General features: G+C 68.8%; 20 protein-coding genes. 13 read left to right on the top strand and 7 right to left on the bottom strand.

Annotated features, from left to right (window positions below; translation table 11 throughout):
• Window positions 1-60 precede the first annotated feature (60 nt).
• Window positions 61-1,305, top strand: a complete 1,245-nt coding sequence (serA, locus tag G578_RS0118440; protein WP_028795503.1) for a phosphoglycerate dehydrogenase — start codon at window positions 61-63, stop codon at window positions 1,303-1,305.
• 193 nt (window positions 1,306-1,498) lie between these two features.
• Here the strand turns inward: serA and G578_RS0118435 are convergent, their stop codons facing one another.
• On the bottom strand, window positions 1,499-1,837 hold the full coding sequence (locus tag G578_RS0118435) for an antibiotic biosynthesis monooxygenase family protein (protein WP_028795502.1): 339 nt from the start codon (window positions 1,835-1,837) through the stop codon (window positions 1,499-1,501).
• Window positions 1,838-1,844: 7 nt separating this feature from the next.
• The gene (locus G578_RS27010; RefSeq protein ID WP_038015171.1) at window positions 1,845-2,453 is read right to left on the bottom strand and encodes a GntR family transcriptional regulator; all 609 of its coding nucleotides are present in this window, start codon (window positions 2,451-2,453) and stop codon (window positions 1,845-1,847) included.
• A gap of 168 nt (window positions 2,454-2,621) precedes the next feature.
• Between G578_RS27010 and G578_RS0118425 the strand changes: the two genes are divergently transcribed.
• The 8 genes from G578_RS0118425 (at window position 2,622) to dut (ending at window position 10,291) form a co-directional block, all read left to right on the top strand.
• Window positions 2,622-3,920 carry an acyl-CoA dehydrogenase family protein gene (locus G578_RS0118425; protein ID WP_028795501.1) on the top strand — a complete coding sequence of 433 codons (1,299 nt, stop codon included), beginning with the start codon at window positions 2,622-2,624 and terminating at the stop codon, window positions 3,918-3,920.
• Window positions 3,917-5,548: a class I adenylate-forming enzyme family protein gene (locus tag G578_RS0118420; RefSeq protein WP_245565644.1), complete on the top strand. Its 1,632-nt coding sequence runs from the start codon at window positions 3,917-3,919 to the stop codon at window positions 5,546-5,548. Before G578_RS0118425 ends, G578_RS0118420 begins: the two co-directional genes overlap by 4 nt.
• Window positions 5,545-6,411, top strand: a complete 867-nt coding sequence (locus G578_RS0118415) for an isocitrate lyase/PEP mutase family protein (RefSeq protein ID WP_028795499.1) — start codon at window positions 5,545-5,547, stop codon at window positions 6,409-6,411. Before G578_RS0118420 ends, G578_RS0118415 begins: the two co-directional genes overlap by 4 nt.
• A 99-nt stretch (window positions 6,412-6,510) precedes the next feature.
• Complete coding sequence (locus tag G578_RS0118410; protein ID WP_028795498.1) at window positions 6,511-7,026, top strand: phosphonopyruvate decarboxylase; 516 nt, start codon at window positions 6,511-6,513, stop codon at window positions 7,024-7,026.
• Window positions 7,027-7,039: 13 nt separating this feature from the next.
• Complete coding sequence (locus tag G578_RS0118405; protein ID WP_211228956.1) at window positions 7,040-7,651, top strand: thiamine pyrophosphate-dependent enzyme; 612 nt, start codon at window positions 7,040-7,042, stop codon at window positions 7,649-7,651.
• A complete protein-coding gene (locus tag G578_RS0118400) occupies window positions 7,648-8,394 on the top strand; it encodes an SDR family NAD(P)-dependent oxidoreductase (RefSeq protein ID WP_028795496.1) in 747 nt (248 codons plus the stop codon). The genes G578_RS0118405 and G578_RS0118400 overlap by 4 nt, the downstream gene beginning before the upstream one ends.
• A 233-nt stretch (window positions 8,395-8,627) precedes the next feature.
• Window positions 8,628-9,845, top strand: a complete 1,218-nt coding sequence (gene coaBC / locus G578_RS0118395) for a bifunctional phosphopantothenoylcysteine decarboxylase/phosphopantothenate--cysteine ligase CoaBC (RefSeq protein ID WP_028795495.1) — start codon at window positions 8,628-8,630, stop codon at window positions 9,843-9,845.
• Window positions 9,842-10,291 (top strand): dUTP diphosphatase, encoded by a 450-nt coding sequence (gene dut / locus G578_RS0118390; protein WP_028795494.1) that lies wholly within the window; start codon window positions 9,842-9,844, stop codon window positions 10,289-10,291. The genes coaBC and dut overlap by 4 nt, the downstream gene beginning before the upstream one ends.
• A 73-nt stretch (window positions 10,292-10,364) precedes the next feature.
• Here dut and G578_RS27005 read toward each other — a convergent pair whose 3' ends face one another.
• On the bottom strand, window positions 10,365-11,162 hold the full coding sequence (locus G578_RS27005; RefSeq protein ID WP_038015170.1) for a hypothetical protein: 798 nt from the start codon (window positions 11,160-11,162) through the stop codon (window positions 10,365-10,367).
• A gap of 154 nt (window positions 11,163-11,316) precedes the next feature.
• On the opposite strand from G578_RS27005, the gene G578_RS29655 reads away from it, so the two are divergent.
• On the top strand, window positions 11,317-12,222 hold the full coding sequence (locus G578_RS29655; RefSeq protein ID WP_028795493.1) for an NAD(P)-dependent oxidoreductase: 906 nt from the start codon (window positions 11,317-11,319) through the stop codon (window positions 12,220-12,222).
• Window positions 12,219-13,328 carry an NAD(P)/FAD-dependent oxidoreductase gene (locus G578_RS0118375; RefSeq protein WP_028795492.1) on the top strand — a complete coding sequence of 370 codons (1,110 nt, stop codon included), beginning with the start codon at window positions 12,219-12,221 and terminating at the stop codon, window positions 13,326-13,328. Before G578_RS29655 ends, G578_RS0118375 begins: the two co-directional genes overlap by 4 nt.
• A gap of 227 nt (window positions 13,329-13,555) precedes the next feature.
• Here the strand turns inward: G578_RS0118375 and G578_RS0118370 are convergent, their stop codons facing one another.
• A complete protein-coding gene (locus tag G578_RS0118370; protein WP_245565643.1) occupies window positions 13,556-13,990 on the bottom strand; it encodes a MarR family winged helix-turn-helix transcriptional regulator in 435 nt (144 codons plus the stop codon).
• A gap of 195 nt (window positions 13,991-14,185) precedes the next feature.
• Here G578_RS0118370 and hppD point away from each other — a divergent pair, with 195 nt between their 5' ends.
• Window positions 14,186-15,277 (top strand): 4-hydroxyphenylpyruvate dioxygenase, encoded by a 1,092-nt coding sequence (hppD, locus tag G578_RS0118365; protein ID WP_051244998.1) that lies wholly within the window; start codon window positions 14,186-14,188, stop codon window positions 15,275-15,277.
• A gap of 182 nt (window positions 15,278-15,459) precedes the next feature.
• On the opposite strand, the gene G578_RS0118360 is transcribed toward hppD, so the two are convergent.
• Window positions 15,460-16,746: an N-acetylmuramoyl-L-alanine amidase gene (locus tag G578_RS0118360; RefSeq protein WP_245565642.1), complete on the bottom strand. Its 1,287-nt coding sequence runs from the start codon at window positions 16,744-16,746 to the stop codon at window positions 15,460-15,462.
• Between the two features lie 616 nt (window positions 16,747-17,362).
• Between G578_RS0118360 and G578_RS0118355 the strand changes: the two genes are divergently transcribed.
• Window positions 17,363-20,155, top strand: a complete 2,793-nt coding sequence (locus G578_RS0118355) for an Rne/Rng family ribonuclease (RefSeq protein ID WP_028795488.1) — start codon at window positions 17,363-17,365, stop codon at window positions 20,153-20,155.
• A gap of 342 nt (window positions 20,156-20,497) precedes the next feature.
• Here the strand turns inward: G578_RS0118355 and G578_RS0118350 are convergent, their stop codons facing one another.
• Window positions 20,498-21,637 carry a pyridoxal phosphate-dependent aminotransferase gene (locus tag G578_RS0118350; RefSeq protein WP_028795487.1) on the bottom strand — a complete coding sequence of 380 codons (1,140 nt, stop codon included), beginning with the start codon at window positions 21,635-21,637 and terminating at the stop codon, window positions 20,498-20,500.
• A gap of 3 nt (window positions 21,638-21,640) precedes the next feature.
• On the bottom strand, window positions 21,641-23,131 hold the full coding sequence (locus G578_RS28660; protein WP_051244997.1) for a gamma-glutamyltransferase: 1,491 nt from the start codon (window positions 23,129-23,131) through the stop codon (window positions 21,641-21,643).
• Window positions 23,132-23,165 lie beyond the last annotated feature (34 nt).

Genomic DNA, 23,165 nt, shown 5'->3' with positions numbered 1-23,165 from the left:
CAGCGCAGCATTTGCGTTATGACGCGGGCACGCTCCTGAAACCAGAACGGACCCAGCCAGATGGCAAAGGGACTGTCCCGCCCGAAGAATCAGATCCGCATCCTCCTGCTGGAGGGGATCTCGCCGACCGCGCGCGACGTGCTGCTGAACGCCGGTTACACCAACCTGCAGGAGGTCTCCGGCGCGCTGGATCAGGCCGCTCTGATCGACAAACTGCAGGGCGTGCACATGCTCGGCATCCGATCGCGCACCCAGCTCAACGAGGAGGTCCTGAAGGCCGCCGGGACGCTGGTCGCCGTGGGCTGCTTCTCGGTCGGTACCAACCAGGTCGACCTGCCGGCGGCGACGACGCTGGGCATTCCGGTGTTCAACGCGCCGTTCTCCAACACCCGCTCCGTCGCCGAGCTGACCATCGCCGAGATCGTCATGCTGATGCGCGGCGCCTTCCAGAAATCAATGGCCGCCCATGACGGCCGCTGGGCCAAGACCGCGCTCGGCTCGCGTGAGGTGCGCGGCAAGACCCTGGGCATCGTCGGCTACGGCAATATCGGCACCCAGCTCGCGGCACTCGGCGAATCCATGGGCATGCGGGTGATCTATTTCGACCGCACCGACAAGCTGAGCCACGGCAATGTGGAGCCGACCGAGACCCTGGAGGCGTTGCTCGCCCAGTCCGACGTGGTCTCCCTGCACCTGCCGGAGACGCATGAGACCAGGGGGATGTTCGGGGCCGAGCAGATCCGCGCCATGAAGAAGGGTGCGTTCCTGATCAACAACGCCCGCGGCACCCTGGTCGAGATCGACGCCCTGGCCGCCGCCCTGAAGGACGGCCATCTGGGCGGGGCTGCGGTCGACGTGTTCCCGACCGAGCCGAAATCGAACAAGGACACCTTCGAGAGTGCCCTGCGCGGCCTCGACAACGTCATCCTCACCCCTCATGTGGGCGGCTCGACGGAGGAGGCGCAGGAACGCATCGGCGACGAGGTGGCCCGCAAGTTCGTCGAATATTCCGATGTCGGCTCGACCATGGGCGCGGTGAACTTCCCCGAGGTGCAGCTGCCCAAGGGCACGCTGGTCACCCGCTTCATCCAGGTCCAGCGCAACGAGCCGGGCGAGCTCGGCCGCCTGAACGACCTGTTCGCCCGCCGCGGCCTGAACATCGTCGCCCAGCATTACCAGACCGACGGCCAGATCGGTTACGTGGTGCTGGACGTACACGGCGAGGTCGAGGACGGGGTGCAGATCCTGGAGCAGATCCGCGAACTCCCGGGGACGATCCGGGCGCGGTTGCTGAACCGGGTTTAGGGGGCGACACGCCGCCCGCCTCCGACCCGTGCATTCCCCGGATCTAGTCCGGGTAGTGCTCTCTCTTTTTTCCACGTCTCCCCGGCCTTGCGCCGGGGTCCGGGGCGCCGGGGATCGATTTCCCGGCGCTCCAGCAGCTCCTTCTCTCGGTCCCGGCGCGAGGCGGGAAGACGGGAAAGGGGGTGGTGTCGCCCTACCGCCCCTGCGGCCCCGAATACGCCCGCTCCACCTTCGCCACCCGCAGCTCGTAGTGCGCGTACCAGCGTTCCTTGCCGAGCTTCTGGGCGCCGAGGTGGCGGGCGTGCTGCTTCCAGGCATGCACCGAGTCCTCGTCGCGGAAATACGACACCGTGATGCCGAGTCCGTCCGCCCCGCGCGCGCTCTCCGCGCCGAGACACCCCGGCTGTTCGTGCGCCAGCGTCATCATCGCCTCGGCCATGGCCTCGTAGCCGCGCCGGTCGTCGGTCTGGGTGGAGGTGAAGATCACCGCGTAATACGGCGGTTCCGGCGTCTTGGCGAAGCCTGCGGGCATGGTCCCGTCATCTCTCGATCAGGTGGGTGAGGTGGGTATCCAGGGCCGCTTCCGCGCGGGCCGCGTCCCCGGCGCGGAAGGCGTCGAGCAGGGCGCGGTGCTGCCGCGTCCAGACCGCGCGGATCTCCGCGTCCGGTTGCTGTTCGTGATATGGGCGGCGGTCCTCCCGCCGCAGTTCGTCCACCAGCGCCAGCAGCCGCCGGTTGCCCCCCGCCCGATACAGCACCGTGTGGAAGGCGGCGTCCAGTTCCTCCAGCGCCTGCGGCTCGGTTTCCACCTCGATCCGCTCCTGCAGGTGGGTTGCCTCCAGCATGTCGAGGTCGCTGCGGCGGGGCATCGCCAGGGCCAGGGCCTCGCCCTCAACCAGCCGGCGCACGGCCACCAGGTCGCGCAAGGCCTCGGCCGACATCTCCACCACCTTCAGGCTGCGCCCCCGTCCGGGCTCCAGCCACCCCGCCGCCCGCAGGCTCTCCATAGCCAGCCGCACCGGCTGCCGGCTGACCCCGAACCGGGCGGCGAGGTCTTCCTGCTGCACGACGGCGCCGGCGGCGATATGGCCGCTGCGGATATCTGCGCGCAGGCGGTCGGCAATCTCTGTGGGTGAATTTGGATCCATGGATCCAAAATAGCGACACCGCACGCCTCGGACAAGAGGGACGGCGCGGAGGATCCGACGGGCCGCCCGCGGAGACGATTTCGCCACCTTCACCGCTCCCCGCCGCCATGGCAGGCTGCACCCAAAGGACGGGCCGCCAAAGGCCCGCCGCTGAATGAGGGGAGGACGATGGAGTTCCAGCACGCACCCGCCGTGCACGATCTGCGCGCGCGGATCGAGGCCTTCATGGCCGAGCACATCTACCCGAACGAGGCCCGCTACTACGCCGAGACCGCCGAGCTGGGTCCCTGGAAGGTCCAGCCCGTCGTCGAGGAGCTCAAGCCCAAGGCCAAGGCGGCCGGCCTGTGGAACCTGTTCCTGCCGGAGAGCGAGTACGGCGCCGGTCTGTCCAATCTCGACTACGCGCCGCTCTGCGAGGTCATGGGCCGCTCGCCCCTCGCGCCCGAGGTGTTCAACTGTGCGGCCCCCGACACCGGCAACATGGAGGTGCTGGTCCGCTACGGCACCGACGAGCAGAAGAAGCGGTGGCTGGAACCGCTGCTGGCCGGCGAGATCCGTTCCTCCTTCGCCATGACCGAGCCGGCGGTCGCCTCCTCCGATGCGACCAATATCGAAAGCTCGATCCGGCGCGACGGCGACGAGTACGTGATCAACGGCCGCAAGTGGTACACCACCGGCGCCACCGATCCCCGCTGCAAGATCGTCATCTTCATGGGCAAGTCGGACCCGGACAATCCGGACCGCCACAAGCAGCAGTCGATGATCCTGGTGCCGAAGGACATGCCGGGCGTCACCGTGATCCGGTCGATCCCCGTCTTCGGCTTCTACGCTGTGCCCGACCGGGCCTCGGAGGTCGATTTCACGGACGTGCGGGTGCCGACATCCAATATGTTGCTGGGGGAAGGGCGCGGCTTCGAGATCGCCCAGGGGCGGCTCGGCCCCGGCCGCATCCATCACTGCATGCGGCTGATCGGACTGGCCGAGCGGACCCTGGAGAAGATGTGCCGCCGGGCGGAACAGCGGGTGACCTTCGGCACCCCGGTCTCCCAGCAGACGGTCACGCTGGAGCGTATCGCCGAGGCGCGAATCATGATCGAGCAGTCGCGGCTGCTGACCCTGAAGGCCGCCTGGATGATGGATACGGTCGGCAACAAGGAGGCGCGGGCCGAGATCGCCATGATCAAGGTCGCCGTCCCCAACATGGCCTGCCAGGTGATCGACTGGGCGATCCAGGCCTTCGGCGGGGCCGGGACCAGCAACGACTACGGCCTCGCCTCGGCCTATGCGACGGCGCGGCTGCTGCGGCTGGCCGACGGGCCGGACGAGGTCCATCGCAACCAGATCGGCCGGCTGGAACTGCGCAAATACCGTGAGCCGGGGAATATCGACACCGGCGCCCGCGATGTCGGCCCGCGCCTGTCCGAGCCGGGGGAAGGACCGTGGCCGGCGCCGGATTTCCAGCCGTGACCGCCGCCCCCCAGGACCGGTTCTGGGACGGTTGCATCGGTGAGACGGCCGTCGAGACTCATTACAGCGGTCGACAGGTGCGCTGCTATGTCGAGCGCCCGGCGGATCTGGCGGCGATGTTCCGCGATCTCGTGACGCAACACCCGGAGCGCGACGCGGTGGTCGCGGGAGACACCCGCCTGTCCTTCGCCGAACTGGACGCGCAGGTTGGGCGGATCGCCGGCGGCCTCGCTGCCCTTGGCGTCGGCTCCGGCGACCGGGTGGCGCTGCTGCTCGACAACGGCTGGGCGTTCGTCGCCTCCCTGCTGGCCTGCAACCGGATCGGGGCGATCTGCGTACCCCTCGGCATCCGCCAGCGCCGGGCCGAGCTCGAGTTCCTGCTGAGCGACTGCGGCGCGGCCGTGCTGATCCACGAGGCCGCCCTGGCGGAGAACGTGCCGCCGGTCGAGGCGGTGCCCGACCTGCGGCACCGGTTTTCGGTCGGCTGTCTGTGCGACGGCGCGCAACCGTTCGAGAGCCTGCTTTCCGCCGACCCCCTGGACGCGCCAGCCTCGATCGATCCCGAGGCGGTGGCTGTCATCCTCTACACCTCCGGCACCACCGGCCGGCCGAAGGGGGCGATGCTGACCCATTTCGGCATCATCCAGTCGGCGCTGGCCTTCTCGCGCTGCCTGTCCTTCACCGCCGACGAACGGGCCCTGGCGGCGATCCCGCTCAGCCATGTCAGCGGGCTGGTCGGCATCTTCTATTCGACCCTGATCGCCGGCGGCGCCCTGGTCGCTCTGCGCGCCGGCTACAGGGTGCCGGATCTGCTGGCCTTGGCCGCGCGGGAGCGGATCACCTACACGATCCTGGTCCCAGCCCTCTACACCCTGGCGGTTCTGCAGCCGGACCTCGCCGGCCACGACCTCTCCGCCTGGCGCATCGGCTGTTTCGGCGGCGCGCCGATGCCGGAGGCGACCATCGCCAAGCTGGCGCATCTGCTGCCGGATCTGGTGCTGGTCAATGCCTATGGGGCGACGGAGACCACCTCGCCGACGACGATCATGCCGCCGGGGCTGAATCCGTCCCATCCGGACAGCGTCGGCCAGGTCGTGCCCTGCGGCCGGGTGGAGATCCGGGGCGAGGACGGCTCGGTTCTGGCGCCCGGAGAGACCGGGGAGCTTTGGATCTCCGGCCCGATGGTGGTGCCGGGCTACTGGAACCGGCCCGACGCCAACCGGGAGGCCTTCGTCGACGGCGCCTGGCGGTCCGGCGATATCGGCACGGTCGACGCCGAGGGTTTCGTGAAGGTCTTCGACCGGCTGAAGGACATGATCAACCGCGCCGGCTACAAGGTGTTCAGCGCCGAGGTCGAGAACGTGCTGAACCACCACCCGGAGATCGTCGAGGCGGCGGTGGTCGGCCGTCCGGATCCGGTGCTGGGCGAACGGGTGCACGCCTTTCTGCGCCCGGTGGAGGGATCGGCGCTGGACGAAGAGACGGTGCGGGCGTTCTGCGCCGAGCGCCTGTCCGACTACAAGGTCCCGGAGACCGTCACCTTCACCGCAGACCCGCTGCCCCGCAACGCCAACGGCAAGCTGCAGAAGCCCGCCCTGCGCCAACAAATCACGGAGCCCGCCCGATGACCGACTCTCCCGCCGCCCGCCTGCGCGGCCTGCTCGCCTCTGGTGAGATCGTCATGGCGCCGGGCGCGCCGGATAGCATCTCGGCGCGTGTGATCGAGCAGGCCGGGTTTGCCGCACTCTACATGACCGGCCTCGGCGCCACGGCGAGCCGGCTGGGCACCCCGGATATCGGCCTGCTGACACAGACCGAGATGACGGAACATGCCCGCAACATGGCGCGGGCCGTCTCGATCCCGATCATCGCCGACGCCGATACCGGCTATGGCGGGCCCTCCAATATCCACCGCACGGTGCGCGAGCATGTGCAGGCCGGCGTGGCGGCGATCCACCTGGAGGACCAGATGGCACCGAAGCGCTGCGGCCAGCTCGCCGGAATCCGCCTGATCGACGCCGAGGAGAACGCCCGGCGGCTGGCCTGCGCGGTCGAGGCCCGGGGGGCCGACGACCTGCTCATCATCGGCCGCACCGATGCCATCGGCACACTCGGCCCGGCCGAAGCCGTCCGGCGCGCCCGGCTCTACCAGCAGGCAGGTGTCGATCTGGTTTTCGTCGACGGCATCAAGACCGTCGCCGAGGTGGAGGCGGTGGCCCGGGGCGTGGAGGGGCCGAAGGTCGTCTCCATCGTCGACGGCAACGAGACGGTGAAGCTGACCGCGAGCGACCTGCAGGCGATGGGCTTCTCCGTCGTGCTCTACGCGGTCACCGCGCTGTTCGCCGCGACGCGGGCGGTGGCCGACGCCATGGCGACGCTGAAGCGCGACGGCACGCCGGCTCAGGCGGGACCGCAGCACACCTACGCGGAGTACTGCGCGCTGGTGGATCTGCCGCTCCACCAGGGACTGGACGACCGGTTCGGCGCCTAGCCAGGGGCGTCGGGCGCGGCGAAATATTGCATACAATCCTGAATTTCACCGTGCTAGCGTGCCCCTTCAAAAGAACGATCACACGGGAAACGCACGGAAATGTCGGACCAATCGGTTTGGGGCGCTGAGCTCTACGACACGCTGGTGGACGGCGGCGTGTCGATTTTCGCCTATGTCCCCGATGGCGGGCACAAGGTGATGATCCAGAAATCGCTGGAAGACGACCGCGTCCATTCCATCCCGCTGACCACCGAGGAAGAGGGGGTGGCGCTGACCGCGGGTGCGGATCTCGGCGGCAAGAAGGCGGTGCTGCTGATGCAGTCCAGCGGCACTGGCAACTGCATCAACATGCTGTCGCTTCAGGCCAACGGCCGCTTCCCGTTCCTGGCCATCATCACCATGCGCGGCACCTTCGGCGAGCAGAACCCCTGGCAGGTCCCCATGGGCAAGGCCGTGCGCCCCTGCCTGGAGGCGATCGGCGTCCATGTGCTCGAGGTCGAGCGGCCGGAGGAGCTGAAGGAGACGACCAACGCGGCGATGAACCTCGCCTTCCGGTCCAACTGCGCGGTGGCGCTTCTGCTGACGCAGAAGTTCATCGGCGCCAAGGCGTTCTGAGGGAGGGGCTGAGATGACCGAAGAGATCAAGATCACCGGCTCCAACCAGCGCATGGACCGCGCCCAGGCGGTGCCGGCCATCGTCGGCAACCACCGGGATTTCCTGGTCGTCACCGGCCTCGCCGGCACGGCCCAGGACATGTATGCGATCGAGCCGGATGCCGATAACTGCTTCCTGCTCGGCGGGGCGATGGGCGCGTCGGTCTCCATGGGCCTCGGCCTGGCGCTGGCGCAGCCGGACAGGCAGGTGCTGGTCATGTGCGGCGACGGCGAGCTGCTGATGAATGTCGGCGCGCTGGCCACCGTCATGGCCTCCGGCGTGACCAACCTGTCGATCCTCTGCGTCGACAACGAGCGCTATGGCGAGACCGGCAACCAGATCACCCATACCTCCATGGGTACCGACCTGGCGGTGACCGCCAAGGGGCTCGGCATCAGGAACGTGATGACCGTCACCGCCCCCGACGAGATCGAGGCGGGCCGCAAGGAACTGCGGCGGACCGACGGGCCGACCTTCGTCTACCTGAAGATCAGCGACGCCAAGCCGCCGAAAATGAGTTCTCGGAACTTCGACGCCGCCGACCGCCGCATTGCCTTCCGCCGTGCACAACTGGGACACCTATGACCGAGACGAGAACCGTAGCCGTTACCGGAGCCTCTCGCGGCCTGGGAGCGGAGATCGCCCTGGAACTCGCCCGCCGCGGCCTGACTGTCGGCTGTCTGTCGCGCAAGGGCATCGGGCCGGAGGAGGAGCCGGTTCCCGCCGAGCTCGCCGGGCGGATGATCAACCTGGCTTGCGACGTGAACGACCCGGAATCCGGGGCCGCCGCCCTGGCGGCTCTGGTGGAGAAGACCGGCGGTCTGCATGCCCTGGTCAACAATGCCGGCATCCACAAGGAAGGCCGCAGCGAGAGCTTCTCCCCGGCCGAGTTCGCCGAGGTGCTGAACACCAACGCGGTCGGCCTGTTCGCCATGTGCCAGTCGGCCTACCCGCACATGATCGCCAGCGGCGGCGGGGTGATCGTCAATATCGGCTCGCACTACGACAAGATCGGGGTGAAGTACACGGCGGCCTATTGCGCGTCGAAGGCGGCGGTGGGCGCGATCACCCGGTGCCTGGGCGTGGAATGGGCGCGCAAGGGCATCCGCGTGGTCGACGTGGCGCCGGGCTTCACGCTGACCAACCTGAACCGCTCCCACATGGACAACGAGCGGTTCCGGTCCTTCATCGAGAAGGCGATTCCGCGTGGTGCGCCGGGCGAGGCCTGGGAGGTGGCGCGCTTCGTGGGCTCGATCGTCGCCGACGACATCCCGTTCCTGAACGGCGAGACCTTCTACATCGACGGCGGGCAGGCGGTGGCGAATTGACGGGCGCGGAGCGGCCGCCGTTCTGACCCGCTCGGCTCCCTCTCTCGTCATCCCGGACGACCCCGGACCCGATCCGGGGGCGGGCCGGGACCTGCCACTGCCGTCGCTCTGGGTCCCGGCCGAGCCCCGGGTCATGCCCGGGCCTCGCCGGGATGACGCAGAGGAAATGAGGGTGGGCGTCTCCCCGAACCCTCTCGCCCGCCGCCGCACTTCGCGCTACCTTCCGGCCCATGATGACGCTGAGCAACAGACGCATTCTCCTGATCGTCGGGGGCGGGATCGCCGCCTACAAGGCACTCGACCTGACCCGCCGCCTGCGCGAGCGCGGGGCGAGCGTGCGCGCGGTGCTGACCAAGGCGGGGGAGCAGTTCGTCACCCCGCTGTCGCTCTCGGCCCTGACCGAGGACAAGGTCTATACCGATCTGTTCGACCTGACCGACGAGGCGGAGATGGGGCATATCCAGCTCTCCCGCTCGGCCGATCTGATCGTCGTCGCCCCGGCCACCGCCGACCTGATGGCGAAGATGGCCAACGGGCTGTGCGGCGACCTCGCCTCCACCCTGCTGCTGGCGACCGATACCGACGTGCTGATCGCGCCGGCGATGAACGTGCGCATGTGGGAACACCCGGCCACCAGGGCGAACCTGGCGACCCTGGCGTCGCGCGGTGTGCGGGTGGCCGGGCCGAACGAAGGGTCCATGGCCTGCGGCGAATACGGCTACGGCCGCATGGCCGAGCCGCTGGAGATCGTCGCGGCGGCGGAAGCCTATTTCGCGCAAGCGGCCGGCCCGCTCGCCGGCAAGAAGGCGATCGTCACCAGCGGGCCGACCCATGAGCCGATCGACCCGGTGCGCTATATCGCCAACCGCTCGTCCGGCAAGCAGGGCCATGCCATCGCCCGCGCCCTGGCCGCGCTGGGGGCGGAGGTCACCCTGGTCAGCGGCCCGACGCGCGAGCCCGACCCGGCCGGGGTGAAGACCGTGCCGATCGAGAGTGCGCGCGACATGCTGGCCGCCTGCGAGGCGGCCCTGCCGGCCGATATCGTGGTCTGCGCCGCCGCCGTCGCCGACTGGCGGGTGGCCAGTGCCGCTGACCAGAAGATGAAGAAGGAGGCGGGCGCCCTCCCGCCCCTGCAGCTCACCGAGAACCCGGACATCCTGAAGACCCTGTCGCAGAAGACGGACGGCCGCCCGGCCCTGGTGATCGGTTTCGCGGCGGAGACCGAGAAGGTCGTGGAGCACGCCACCGCCAAACGGGCGCGCAAGGGCTGCGACTGGATCCTGGCCAACGATGTGTCCCCCGCCACCGGCACCTTCGGCGGCGACAGCAACACCATCCATCTGGTTACTGAAAGCGGCACCGAGGATTGGCCCGCCATGACCAAGACCGAGGTCGGCAAACGCCTTGCCGCCCGTATCGCAGAGCACTTCCAGACTGGACATTCCGTATGAGCATTCCCGTCCGCATCACCCGGCTGGACCATGGCGTCGACCTGCCGCTCCCGGCCTATGAGACCGAGGGCTCGGCGGGGATGGACCTGCGCGCCGCGCTCGACGCGCCGGTGACTCTGGCGCCGATGGAACGCACGGCGGTGCCGACCGGCCTGTCCATCGCCCTGCCCCAAGGCTACGAGGCGCAGGTGCGGGCGCGCTCGGGGCTGGCCTTCCGCTCCGGCATCGCCTGCGTCAATGCGCCGGGGACGGTCGACAGCGATTATCGCGGCGAAATCAAGGTGCTGCTCGTCAATCTCGGCCAGGAGCCGGTGACCTTCGCGCGCGGCGACCGCATCGCCCAGCTCGTGGTGGCGCCGGTCAGCCGGGTCGCCTGGGAAGAGGCGGAGACCCTCGACGAGACGGCTCGCGGCAGCGGCGGGTTCGGCTCCACCGGGCGGGGATAGCCTGCTCGAACGCGACTACCATACTCGTCATCCCGAAACGAGTTCGGGATGTCGGCATTTTGTGTTTATGCACTCATCCCACCCACCGCGAGAACGCGAGGCAGATCGGCACCATGCGGGCGATGACGTGGCGGGTGAACTCTTCCACCGCCGCCACCGCCTCGGCCGGGGCCGGTCCCGCCTCGGCGCGCAGATGGGCGAGCCGGGCGCTCTCCGCCATTGCCATGCTCCGCGTGGTTGCCGTCGCCGCCCGCAGGCGCCCGTCCGCCTCCAGCGGCGCGAACCCCGCATGCATCAGCGCCAGCAGCCCCGGCCAATAGGCCAGATGCCGGTACATGGTCGCCAGGATCGGCTCGTCCGGCCGCGACCCGAAGCGGTTCAGCGCCAGGACCAGCTCCCAGACATGCGGTGGCACGTCGCCCTCGGACAGCACCCGGGGGATCGGCGCGGACGCCTCTTCCGCCGCGGACCCGACGCCGCCCGGCACCGGCCCCGCCGGCGGGACCACCAGCGCGCCCAGGGCCAGCAGGTTCAGCCCGTTGCCCCGGTTGTAGCCGGCGGCGACCGCCCGAATGGTCGCCAGATCCTCCGCCGTCACCCCGACCGCCTGTAGCGCGCCGGGGGCCAGCGGCTCCGGCATCGCCACCGGCAGCCGGTCGAACAGCGCCAGGGCGGAGCGGGCCGCCTGGCCGCTCGCGTAGATCGGCTTGGCCGCCCCCCAGGCCCAGTCCAGCCCGCCGTCGATCGTCGCCAGATGGCGCCAGATCAGGTTGACCACCGGAATGCCGAGGGTCGCCTTGATGTCGTCGAAGGTCTCCGCGACCGCGCCTGTCGCCTCATGCTCGGCGATCGCCGGAACCGGGTCACCCATCGAATCCTCCCAACCTCGTTGCTTGTCGCTTTTGCCGCGATTGCAGCGTGCCGGGTACGGCCCGGTCAATCCGCGATCTGTGCATTGGGGGGCTTGGAGGGGAGCCCGACAATCGGCTATGCCGGAAGCAAGAACCACAAAGGGAGGAACCGCGATGACCGATCCTGTGAAGGTCGGCTTTGCCGGTGTGGGCCTGATGGGCCGGGGCATGGCCGGCAACATCCTGGCCAAGGGGTATCCGCTGACCGTGCTCGGTCACCGCAACCGGGCGCCGGTGGAGGAACTGACGGCGCTGGGGGCGGCCGAGGCGGCCACGCCAAAGGAGCTCGCCGCCGCGTCGGACATCGTCATCCTGTGCATGCCGAACAGCCGGGTGGTGGAGCGGGTCTGCCTCGGTGCCGACGGGATCATCGAGGGCGCGAAACCCGGCACCCTCGTGCTCGACACCTCCACCGCCGAGCCGGCCTCCACCAAGCGGGTTGCGGCGGCGCTGGCGGAGAAGGGGATCGACTTCATCGACACGCCGATGACCATGACGCCGAAAGAGGCGATGGAGGGTACCCTCAACGTGCTGGTCGGCGGGCCGGATGCACTGGTGGAGAAGGCGCGGCCGGTGCTCGAGTGCTACGCCCGTAACATCTTCCATATCGGCCCGCTGGGGGCGGCGCATTCCCTCAAGCTGATCAACAATTTCATGAGCATGTCCATGTCCGCCCTGGTGGCCGAGGCGGCGACCACGGCGCGGGCCGCCGGGGTCGATCTCGGCAAGCTGCGCGAGGTGGTTTCGGCCGGGGCGGTCAATTCCGGCATGTTCCAGAAGATCATGGCCTATGCGGTGGACGGCGATGCGTCGGGCCTGCAATTCGCCATGGCCAATGCCCGCAAGGATGTGGGCTACTACAACGACATCGCCGCCGAGGCGGGGCTCCCCGCCCCGTTCGGGTCGGCGGCGCTTCAACTCTACACACTGGCCTGCGCGACCGGTCACGGCGAGGAGCATGTGCCCCTGCTGGTCGATGTGATGGCGGAACTCGGTGGACTGAACGGAGCGGGTAAATGAGTGCGGAACAGGTCGATGCGATCGTCATCGGCGCCGGCGTGGTCGGTCTCGCGGTGGCCCGGGCCCTGGCGCTCGCCGGGCGCGAGGTGCTGGTGCTGGAGGCGGCCGAGGCCATCGGCACCGAGACCAGCTCGCGGCATTCCGAGGTCATCCATGCCGGCATCTACTATCCGCCGGGATCGCTGAAGGCGCAGTTCTGCGTGGAGGGCAAGAAAAGGCTCTACCGCTACCTCGACGACCACGGCGTGCCGTACTCCCCGATGGGCAAGCTGATCGTGGCGACCTCGGAGGATCAGATCCCGGCGCTGCAGCAGATCCAGGACCGGGCGACCAAGGCGAACGTCACCGACCTTGAGTTCAAGTCGCATAACGAAGTGGTGGCGATGGAGCCGGAACTGCGCTGCGTGACGGCCCTGTGGTCGCCGTCGACCGGCGTGCTCGACAGCCATTCCTACATGCTGGCCCTGCAGGGCGATGCGGAGGAGCGCGGCGGCATGATCGCCTTCCATGCCCCGGTCGCCGGCGGCAAGGTCGGCGAGGACGGGATCGAGATCGCCGTCGGCGGCGCCGAGCCGATGCTGCTGAAGGCGAAGACGGTGGTGAACTCCGCCGGACTGCACGCCCAACCGCTGGCCGCCGGCCTGATGGGCTTTCCCGCCGACAAGGTGCCGCCCCACTTCTACTGCAAGGGCAACTACTACTCCCTGTCCGGCGTGCGGGCGCCGTTCACCCACCTGATCTATCCGGCCCCGGAGCAGGCGGGGCTCGGCATCCACCTGACCCTGGACCTGGGCGGCCAGGCGCGGTTCGGCCCGGATGTGGAGTGGATCGACGCGATCAACTACGACGTGGACCCGCGCCGCTCGGACAGTTTCTACGAAGCGATCCGCAAGTACTGGCCGGGTCTGCCGGACGGGGCGCTGCAGCCGGGCTATGCCGGCATCCGCCCGAAGATCCAGGCCCCGGGCACGCCGGCGGTGGACTTCATGGTCCAGGGCCCGGCCGAGCACGGGGTGCCGGGGCTGGTGAACCTGTTCGGCATCGAAAGCCCGGGCGTGACGTCGAGCCTGGCGATCGCCGATCATGTGGCGGCGATGATCGCGTAGGGAGAAGAAAGACCGCCCATTTTCCTGCTCCTCTCCCCGGCCCAGGGCCGGGGAGAGGATATTGGAGAGGCGTTGGTTACCGGTCTCCGGCGTTTTCCAAATGCTCCTCCCTCTTTCCCACACTCCCTGGATTTATTCCGGGGCAATCCCCTCCGCTCGCGCGGAGCTTGGGCGGTTGGCGCGCGTTGACCCGATTGCCCCGGCGCAAGGCCGGGGAGTGCGTGAGATTAGGGCGTTTCTCCCGCCGCCGCCCGCGCCTGGAGTCGGTCCAGCAGCCGGTCCAGCATCTCCCGTTCTTCCGGCGTGAACCCCTCCAGCAGGGCCGCCTCGCGGGCGCGGGCGAGAGGAACGATCTCGCGGTACACCCGCTCCCCCTCCGCCGTCATGGCGATCGTTTGGCGGCGGCGGTCCGCCGCATCCACCGTGCGCTGGATCATCCCGGCCTCGGTCAACCGCGCGATGGCCCGGCTGACCTGCACCTTGTCCATGGCCGAGCGGCCCTGGATCTCCGAGGCCGTCGCCGCCCCGAACGCGCCGAGGATGGCCAGGATCCGCCATTCCGGAATGGTGATCCCGAAGCGGTCCGCATAGAGCCGGGCGATCCCCTTCGACACCGTGTTCGCCAGCACCGCCAGCCGGTACGGCAGAAACCGGTCAAGCATCAGCGCGTCGGACGGAGGACTGTGCGGGGCGTCTGGCATGGCGGCGATCCGGTCGTCGGGGTGTCATACTTGCAATGGTTTCATTTGAAACCACATAGAGAATCTGTTACAAATGAAACTAACACGATTTCCCGCGGCGCGGCGAGGCATCGCACCTATCGCCCTTCGCCCGCGCCGCCGACAAGGAGGTTCCCCATGGCTACCACCACGCTGCCCCCGGTCCCCCAGGGCACGCCCGAGAATCCGATGGCGACCGACGGCTTCGAGTTCGTCGAATACACCGCCCCGGACACGGCCGACCTGGAGAAGCTGTTCACCGCCATGGGCTTCCGCGCGGTCGCCAAGCACCGCTCCAAGAACGTCACCCTGTACCGTCAGGGTGGGGTGAACTTCATCGTCAACGGCGAGCCGGACAGCTTCGCCCAGGCCTTCGCCAAGGTGCACGGCCCGTCCTGCTGCGCCATCGCCTTCCGGGTGAAGAACGCGGCCGCCGCCTTCGAGCGCGCGGTGAAGCTCGGCGCCAAGCCGTTCGAGGGCAAGGTCGGGCCGATGGAGCTGACCATTCCGGCGATCCACGGCATCGGCGACAGCCTGATCTACCTGGTCGACCGCTACGGCGAACGCTCGATCTACGACGTGGACTTCGTGCCGATCGCCGGCGAGGAGCAGGACCCGGCGGGCGTCGGCCTGACCTATATCGATCACCTGACCCACAACGTGCACCAGGGCCGCATGGACGTCTGGGGCAGCTTCTACGAGACGCTCTTCAATTTCCGGGAGATCCGCTACTTCGACATCGAAGGTAAGCTGACCGGCCTGAAGTCCCGGGCGATGACCAGCCCCTGCGGCAAGATCCGGATCCCGATCAACGAGAGCTCCGACGACAAGAGCCAGATCGCCGAATATCTCGACCAGTACAAGGGCGAGGGCATCCAGCACATCGCCATGGGCACCGACGACATTTTCGCGGCCGTCGACGGGCTGCGCGGCCTGGGCATGAAGTTCATGGCCCCGCCGCCGGAGACCTATTACGACATGCTGTCCGACCGCCTGCCGAACCACGGCGAGAACCTGGAGGAGCTGAAGTCGCGCGGCATCCTGATCGACGGCGCGCCGACCGAGGATGGCGGCCTGCTACTGCAGATCTTCACCAACACGGTGATCGGGCCGATCTTCTTCGAGCTGATCCAGCGCAAGGGTGACGAGGGCTTTGGCGAGGGCAACTTCAAGGCGCTGTTCGAAAGCATCGAGCAGGACCAGATCAACCGCGGTGTGCTGAAGGGCTGAGGGTGCAGCCGGGGAGGGGAGACCTCGTTCCCCTCTCATATCTCGCCCGCTCCCCGGCCTTGTGCCGGGGTGAGCCCGTCAGGCGGTCGGGCTGAGGCAGCGCCCCGAGGAACCGTCACGCGGGATCGCTTGCCCCGGAACAGGTCCGGGGAGTGAGTTGTGGGGAGGTTGAGGGTGCCGCCCTACCGGAACGCCGACTGCACGCCCTGGAAGTAGCGGTCGATGGCGCGGGTCAGACCTGCGGCGACCTTGCGGCGGAAGGTCGGGTCGTTGAGACGCCGGTTGTCCTCCCGGTTCGACAGGAAGCCCAACTCGACCAGCACCGACGGCACGTCCGGCGCCTTCAGCACGGCGAAGCCGGCGAAGCGGTGCGGGCGGCCGAGCAGCTTGGTCTCGCGCTCCATCTCCTTCACCACGTAGCCGGCCAGGCGCGCGGAATAGTTCATGGTCCGGCGTTGCGCCAGGTCGATCAGGATGTTGGTGACCTCCGGCTCCTGTTGGGTGAGGTCGATGCCGGCGACGATATCGGCCTTGTTCTCGCTGGTCGCCAGCGCCTCCGCCTCCTTGTCCGAGGCGTTCTCCGACAGGGTGTAGACCGACAGGCCGCGCAGCGAGCCGTCCTTGATCGAATCCGCATGCAGCGACACGAACAGGTCGGCATCCACCCGGCGGGCGATGGCGATGCGCTCGCGCAGGCGGATGAAGCTGTCGCTGTCGCGGGTCAGCACCGCCTTGTACCGGCCTGTCTCCTCCAGCGCCGCCTTAAGCGACTGCGCGGCGGCCAGCACGATGTTCTTCTCGTAGACCCCGTTCTCTCCGATGGCGCCGGGGTCGACGCCGCCATGGCCGGCATCGATGACGATGGTCATGCGGTCGTCCGATTTCGGCAGCGGGGCCGGCGCGGCGGGCGGCGGCGAGACGCGCGGCGCGCTCAGCGCCACGTGACGCTCGATCGAGGCGTCGGAAGCCTCAAGGAAAGCCTCGCGCGTCGCCGGGGTCAGATCGATGACCAGTCGGTACTGCTGCGCGCCGGACGGCGGCAGGACGAAGGCGGACTTCACCTGGACCGGATTGTCGGCGTCGATCACCACGCGGGAGGTACCGGGCCGGAACTGGCCGTACCGCCAGCCGGCAATCGGGCCGACGGCGCGCGACCCCGCGCTTTCGGGCAGCCGGAACGACACTTCCGGCACGTCGATCACGACCCGGTAGGGATCCGGCAGCAGGAAGATCGAGAAATCGACCCGCTCGTCCAGGTCGAGCACGATGCGGACCTTGTCCGGATGATTGCCGATGCGCAGGTTCGATACGACGGGAACCCCGGCCGCGACGGCCGGCAGCGCGGTGGCGAGGGCGACCAGCCCCAGCACGCAGAGGCACAGGAAGGCCTTGAACCGCAGACGCAGAGCCGGGATGCCGGCGCCCCGCGAGTCGAGCGGCATGGCTGAGCGGACCGCGTGTCGCGTCATTCCCTGTCCCCGAACCGGTTGCAAGATGCCGCAGTTTAGCGTGGGCGAATCGCAAAGGCAATATTTACGATTGATATCATAATGCTATGCGATGCAATTGCAGTTTAGCCTCAATTGTTCCCGCTCTGTTGCCGTTCAGTGACGCGGGCCGGAAACCGTCTGAAGTTTTGGATTGTTAGTATGCGCTTGGAACAGTATGGTGCACTCGTCCTCGAAGACCGTGTGCGGGTCCGTGCGCGCCGTTGTTGGCCAAAGGGTTACGGGGATACGCGAGACTTTTACCGATTTCGAGCCGGGGCGAATCGTAGTTCCCGGCTCCGCGCAGGACCGACCGACGTGAGACCTGCAAACTGGAACAGTTCGGCGACGGCGACCTCCAAGTCGCCCGCGACAACCCGAGTCCTTCCTGCCCACGGGGCGAGCGGGATGTTCGGTGTCGTGCCCGATTCCGCCGCACTTCGTTCCAGCGACTGCATCCGGCGTGCCGAGGGTACGCCGACGCCACAATCCGCGCCGCCACTTTCCGCGCCTGGGCCGACGCTTTTCCGCGTCGCCGACCGCGCGGGACCGCAGCCATGCTTGCGGTCGTCGCGGCGCGACACGGAGTTACCAACACATGACCAAGCGCATGCTCATCGATGCCACCCACCCGGAAGAGACCCGGGTCGTGGTGGTCGACGGGAACAAGCTCGACGACTTCGACTTCGAAACCGCAGCCAAAAAGCAGCTTAAAGGGAACATCTACCTCGCCCGGGTCACCCGGGTAGAGCCGTCCCTGCAGGCAGCGTTCGTCGAATACGGCGGCAACCGCCACGGTTTCCTGGCCTTCTCGGAAGTTCATCCCGACTACTACCGAATCCCGATCGAGGACCGCGAGGCACTGCTCCGTGAGGAGCAGGCCGAGGCGATGGCCGACGAGGACGACGACGACGTCGAGACCGACGACGAGCGCTCGGGCGAGGACGATGGGGCGGCCGCCGGCGACGAGGAGGCATCCGGCGACGAGGAGACCGGCGACGACGATGGCGGCGACGAGGCTCCGGCCCGGGCCGCCGAGCTCAGCGTCCAGACCAAGAAGAGCGCCAGGCCGGAGACCGTCGGCGGCGACGCGATGGAAGAGGTGCGCCGCCGGCGCAAGCCGTCCAACCGCCGCTACAAGATTCAGGAGGTCGTCGCCCGGCGCCAGATCATGCTGGTGCAGGTCGTCAAGGAGGAGCGCGGCAACAAGGGTGCCGCCCTCACCACCTACCTGTCGCTGGCCGGCCGCTATTGCGTGCTGATGCCGAACACCGCGCGCGGCGGCGGCGTCAGCCGCAAGATCACCCATGTGGGCGACCGCAAGCGGCTGAAGCAGATCGTCGAGGGCCTGGATGTGCCGGAAGGCATGGCGGTCATCGTCCGCACCGCCGGCTCGCAGCGCACCAAGGCCGAGATCAAGCGCGACTACGAATACCTGCTGCGCCTGTGGGACGAGATCCGTCAGACCACGCTGGACAGCACGGCGCCGTGCCTGATCTACGAGGAAGCCAACCTCATCAAGCGTTCGATCCGCGATCTGTACACGCGCGATCTGGACGAGGTGCTGGTCGACGGCGATGACGGCTACCGTATCGCCAAGGACTTCATGAAGACGCTGATCCCGAGCCATGCCAAGCGGGTCAAGCGCTACAAGGACACACACGTGCCGCTGCTCCACCGCTTCCAGGTGGAAAGCCAGCTCGACGCCATCCACAGCCCGGTGGTGGAGCTGAAGTCCGGCGGTTACATCGTGATGAACCAGACCGAGGCGCTGGTCGCGATCGACGTGAACTCCGGACGCTCCACTTCGGAGCGGAACATCGAGGAGACCGCGCTCAAGACCAACCTGGAGGCCGCCGACGAGGTGGCCCGCCAGCTGCGCCTGCGCGACCTCGCCGGGCTGGTGGTGATCGACTTCATCGACATGGAGGAGTCGCGTAACCAGCATGCGGTCGAGCGCCGCATGAAGGAGGCGATGAAATCCGACCGCGCGCGTATCCAGATCGGCCGGATCAGCCATTTCGGCCTGATGGAGCTCTCGCGCCAGCGGCTGCGGCCGTCCCTGGTGGAAGCCAGCACCCAGGTCTGCCCGCACTGCAAGGGCTCCGGCTACATCCGCTCGATCGACAGCACCGCGCTGCACATCCTGCGCGTCATCGAGGAAGAGGGGCTGCGCAACCGCGCGGCCGAGATCACCGTCCATGTGCCGGCCCAGGTCGCCCTCTACATCCTCAACCAGAAGCGCGACCGTCTGGCGGAGATCGAATTCCGCTACGGTACCCGCGTGATTCTGGAGCAGGACGACAGTCTGGTGCCGCCGGATCACCGGCTTGAGCGTCTGCGACCGAAGACCGCCGAGGAGCGGGCCGCCTTCCAGACCGCGATCGCGGCGAGTTCCGCCGGGGCCGCCGAGCCGGACGAGGACGACAGCGACCTGATCGAGGACGATGAGGACGACGTCGAGACCGAGGCCGAGGCCGAGAACGAAACCCGCGAGGAGCAGGACGATCGCAAGGGCGGTCGGGGCCGCTCGCGCCGCCGTCGCCGGAGCGGCCGCCGCCGGCCGGAGGATCGCGCCGAGGACGATCAGGAGTCCAAGGATAAGGATGACGACTCCGAGGCGGAGGCCGATGGCGAAGACACCGCCGCCGAGGGCGAAGAGCGGGGCGACGGGGACGACGACGAGGATGCCGACGGCCGCAAGCGCCGCCGTCGGGGCCGTCGCGGCGGTCGCCGCCGGTCCCGCCGTCGTCGCGATGGCGAGGAAGGCTCGGAGGGCGAGAACGCCGAGGGTTCGGAGTCCGATGACGACGAGTCCGGCGAGGACGAGTCCGGCGACGATGCCCGGAGCGGGGACCGCCAGACCGATGGCGACCAAGCCGATGGCGACCAAGACAAGGCGGCCGAGCCCGTGCCGGCGGTTGCCGCAGAGGCCCTGACCGACGAGACGGTGGCTGACGATGTGACGGCCGCAGCTCCCGCCGAAGCCCCTGCCGCTGCCCCTGCCGAGGAGAAGGCGGAAGAGGAGAAGCCGGCGAAGAAACCGGCCGCCAAGCGTCCGCGCCGTCGGCGCAAGAAGGACGAGGAGGCGGACGCCGCGCCGGCCGAGGACGTGCCCGCTGCGGAAGAGCCCGCCGCGGCTGCGCCGGAGCCGACCCCGGAACCTGCCGCCGCCGAGCCCATTCCCGCCGAGGCCCCGGCCCCGGCCGAGGAACTCGTCGCGGCGAACGAGGGTGCGATCAGCGGCGAGCTGGGCGAGGACCTCACGACCGCTGACGATCCGGCCGAGGATGCCGATCCGGTGCCGCAGAACCTGAGTTCGGCGCCGATCGAGGTCCAGAGCGTGGACAAGCCGGTCGAGAAACCCCGCAAGGGCTGGTGGCGCCGCTAAGGCACTGGCCGAGGCATACTGCCAGACGTCAACGACAGGCGGCGCCCTCCCGGCGCCGCCTGTTTCGTTTCCGACGTGCTCTATTGTCCCGTGCGCCGCCCGATCTGACCGGGCCTGCGCAGGAGCAGGTTGACGGGCGAGAGGCTTGGTCCTGACGCACGTCAGGATCGACCCACCGACGTCGGAGCAGCCCGTGTGTCCGGGCCGACCTCCCGCTCAGGACCGGTCCCAGATCAGGACCAGCCGCCGATCAGGTCCTGCGGTCAACGGGATGGCGACGGCCGAACTATGAGGCAGGGAGGGTAGCGACGAACAGGGTACGCACGCCTTGACCGACGCTCCTTACAGCCAGGCTTTCAACCGCTTGCAGGCCTCGGCCATGTCGTCGCTCGAGCCGGCGAAGGAGAAGCGGATACTGGCATGGCCGCGCGACGGGTCGAAATCGATCCCCGGTGTGCAGGCGATGCCCGTCTCCGCCAGGATGCGGCGGCAGAACTCGACGCTGTCGTTGGTGTACTTGGCGACATTGGCGTAGATGTAGAACGCGCCGTCCGCCGGGGCCAGGTCGTCGAGCCCGGCCGCCGGCAGGTCGTTCAGCAGGATCTCCCGGTTGCGCGCATAGCGGGCCACATTCTCCTGCGCCTCCTCGATGCACTCGAAGGCGGCGGTCGCGGCGAACTGCGACAGGGTCGGGGCGGAGATGAAGAAGTTGGAGGCCAGCCGCTCCACCGGGCCGATCAGGTCGGGCGGCACCACCATCCAGCCGATGCGCCAGCCGGTCATCGAGAAGTATTTCGAGAAGCTGTTGATCACCAGGGCGTTCGGATCGCTCTCCAGGGCGGAGACCGAGCGCTGGCCGAAATTGATGCCGTGGTAGATCTCGTCGGAGATCATCCGCACGTCGTTCGACCGGCACCACTCGGTGATCGCGGTCATGCCGTCTTCACCGAGCATGGTGCCCGTCGGGTTCGAGGGGCTGGCGACGATCACGCCGTCCAGCGGGCCGGCCTTGTCCAGCCGCGCCACGGTCGGCTGAAACCGGTCGGCCGCTTCGGTCAGCAGGTCGACCACCTCCACCCCGAGCGCTTTCAGGATGTTGCGATAGGCCGGATAGCCGGGGGAGGCCAGCGCGACCCGGGCGCCGTGTTCGAAGGCCGACAGGAAGGCCAGGGTGAAGCCGCTGGACGAGCCGGTCGTCACCGCGATCCGCTCGATCGGGACATCGACGCCGTACCAATCGCGGTAATGCGCCGAAATCCGCTCCCGCAGCGCCGGCATGCCGAGCGCCAGGGTGTAGCCGATCTTGTCGGTGTCCAGCGCGGCGCGGGCCGCGTCCAGCACGCCCTTCGGCGCCGGTGTGGACGGTTGGCCGACCTCCAGATGCAGCACGTCGCCGCCGGCGGCCTCGCGCTCGGCGGCGGCGCTCATCACCTGCATGACGATGAAGGGATCGACGTTTCCGCGGGAGGCGGGACGGGGCACGGGTTACCCTCCGAATTCGAAGAACATCAGGCCGGAACTGCGCGGGTCCTTGGCCACGCCGCATCGGATCTCGCGCCGGGGAAGGCCCTCCACGCAGCGAAACGCGTGGCCGGTGGCGATGGTTTCCGCCGGAGCGACCTGATAGCCGCGCTGACGCAGGGATCCGACAACCGACGCGTCCGTCGCCGGCTCCACGAAGATGGTGTTGATGCCGCCGGCGTAGTGGCTGTGCGGCAGGGCGGGCACGTCGTCGATCCTGATCCTGCGGACCCAATGGTCGAGCACGGTCTCCAGCATCGAGGAGATGGCACGCCGTCCGCCGGCGCCCGACGCGGCCATGTGGAACTGGCCGGTATTCTGGTTGCCGACGATCAGCGAGAAGGCGCCGGGCCCGTTCACCGCCTCGGCCCGGACCGGTGCGAGGAAGACGCCGAGGGTCGGGATCGTCCTGCCGGTGCCGAACGGGGCGCCGAGGCCGACCGCGCAGCCGACCCCCAGGCCTCTGCTGTCGACGGCAAAGAACGAGGTGGCGCCGGCCCGGTGGCCGGAACTGGTGCCCAGCATCGCCGCGAGCAGCGGCTGGTTGGCGCTGTCGGCCCTGCGGTCCCCGGTGATGCGGGACGCCGCCTGGCGCAGGACGTCGGGCGTGATCGCCGTGTTCGTGCCGGCCAGCAGGGCCGCTTCGCCGAGGGCGGCGGCCAGCAGGTGGGCGCGGGCGGCATCGTCCCCGTCGGCCCAGTCGCCGCTCTCCAGGACCATGCCGAGCGCGGCCTGGGCGAGGCGCAGGTCCGCCTCGGTCGGTGCGGCGACGCCCCACAGGTGATTGTCGTGCTCGATCTCGGTAATCGGCGTCCATCTCGGCAGCGCGTCCCGCAACCGGTCGGGATCGACCGCATACCCGGCCGCGGCGGCACCCTCGACGAAGGCCCGGCCGAGCGCGCCGGAATACAGCGTGCCGACGCCTTCGGAGCGCAGGCGGGCGAGCGTGGCCGCCAGGACAACCTGGGAGAGTTCCGCGCCCTGTGCCAGAGGCCGGCCGCCCGGACGGTACAGGGCGGCGGCGTTCGGGTCGCCGGCGACGGCGCCGCCGTCCTCGATCAGTTCCTGGGCCAAGGCGCGGCTCACCGGCGCGCCGAAGCGGGCGATGCGCTCGGCCCGGATAATCAGCTCGCCCAGCGGCGTCGTGCCGTGGCGGGCATGCAGGGCGAACATGGCGCGTGGCGCCAGCGGCAGGGTCGTCGCATTCGGCGCGTCGCTGGACGGGCGCGGCAGGAACTCGAGCCGCTGAACGGTCTTGCTCTGCGGGTCGTGAACCACGCAGGAGCCGCTCGCCGTCACCCCGACGGAACTGGGCAGCGTCGCCGACAGCGCGAAGAACATGGTGACGGCCGCGTCGGCCGCCGATCCGCCGTCCACCAGCACGTCGCGGGCGAGCAGGGCTGCCCGCGGCTCCTCGGCCACCACGGTGCCGTAGAAACCTTCCGTCAGATCCACGGTGTCCGACCCGCAGCCGGTCAGGAGCCCGGCG

The organism is Thalassobaculum salexigens DSM 19539, assembly GCF_000423805.1.
In the GTDB taxonomy this organism is placed as follows: Bacteria; Pseudomonadota; Alphaproteobacteria; order Thalassobaculales; family Thalassobaculaceae; genus Thalassobaculum; species Thalassobaculum litoreum.
This window is presented reverse-complemented; position numbering and strand designations above follow the sequence as displayed.